1 pseudogene is annotated in these 414 nt (G+C 56.8%); it reads right to left on the reverse strand.

From position 1 onward, the window contains the following. Window positions 1–383 (reverse strand): annotated as a pseudogene (locus AC097P_RS24640) (hypothetical protein); the annotation flags it as partial. Between the last annotated feature and the right edge of the window lie 31 nt (window positions 384–414).

Raw genomic sequence — 414 nt, forward strand, 5'->3', positions numbered from 1 at the left:
AACACGGCGTAGGTACTTGTTTTGATTCGCCCGTCGTTCGAGATCACCGCGCCGGGCGCAATCCCCAGACCACGAAACGGTATGTTCGCCCCTGCCGGAGGGTGGTAAATGAAGGGTGACGGGTTCTGACCGATGACGGCCTGGCGACTCGTGTCCGCGTCCTCGGTCAAGAAATAGAGGCCAGCAACATACCGCAGACTCCCTGTGTTCGGCGATGCCAAGCGTATCTCCTGGGATGTTTGCTTGAAGTTGTCGACGTTGTGGATTCGAAACAGATCGAGTGGGCCATAGTCGGAGTCATTGGCACGGTCCTGACGAGTATCGCGGTAGCCGGTGATGGCGGTAAGCTTGTTACCTCCGTCCAGCTCATAGTTGACGGTCATACTTACGCCCGACAACTCGACGTTGATGAAG

The sequence above is a fragment of the Rhodoferax sp. ZS1R8 genome (genome assembly GCF_056521325.1).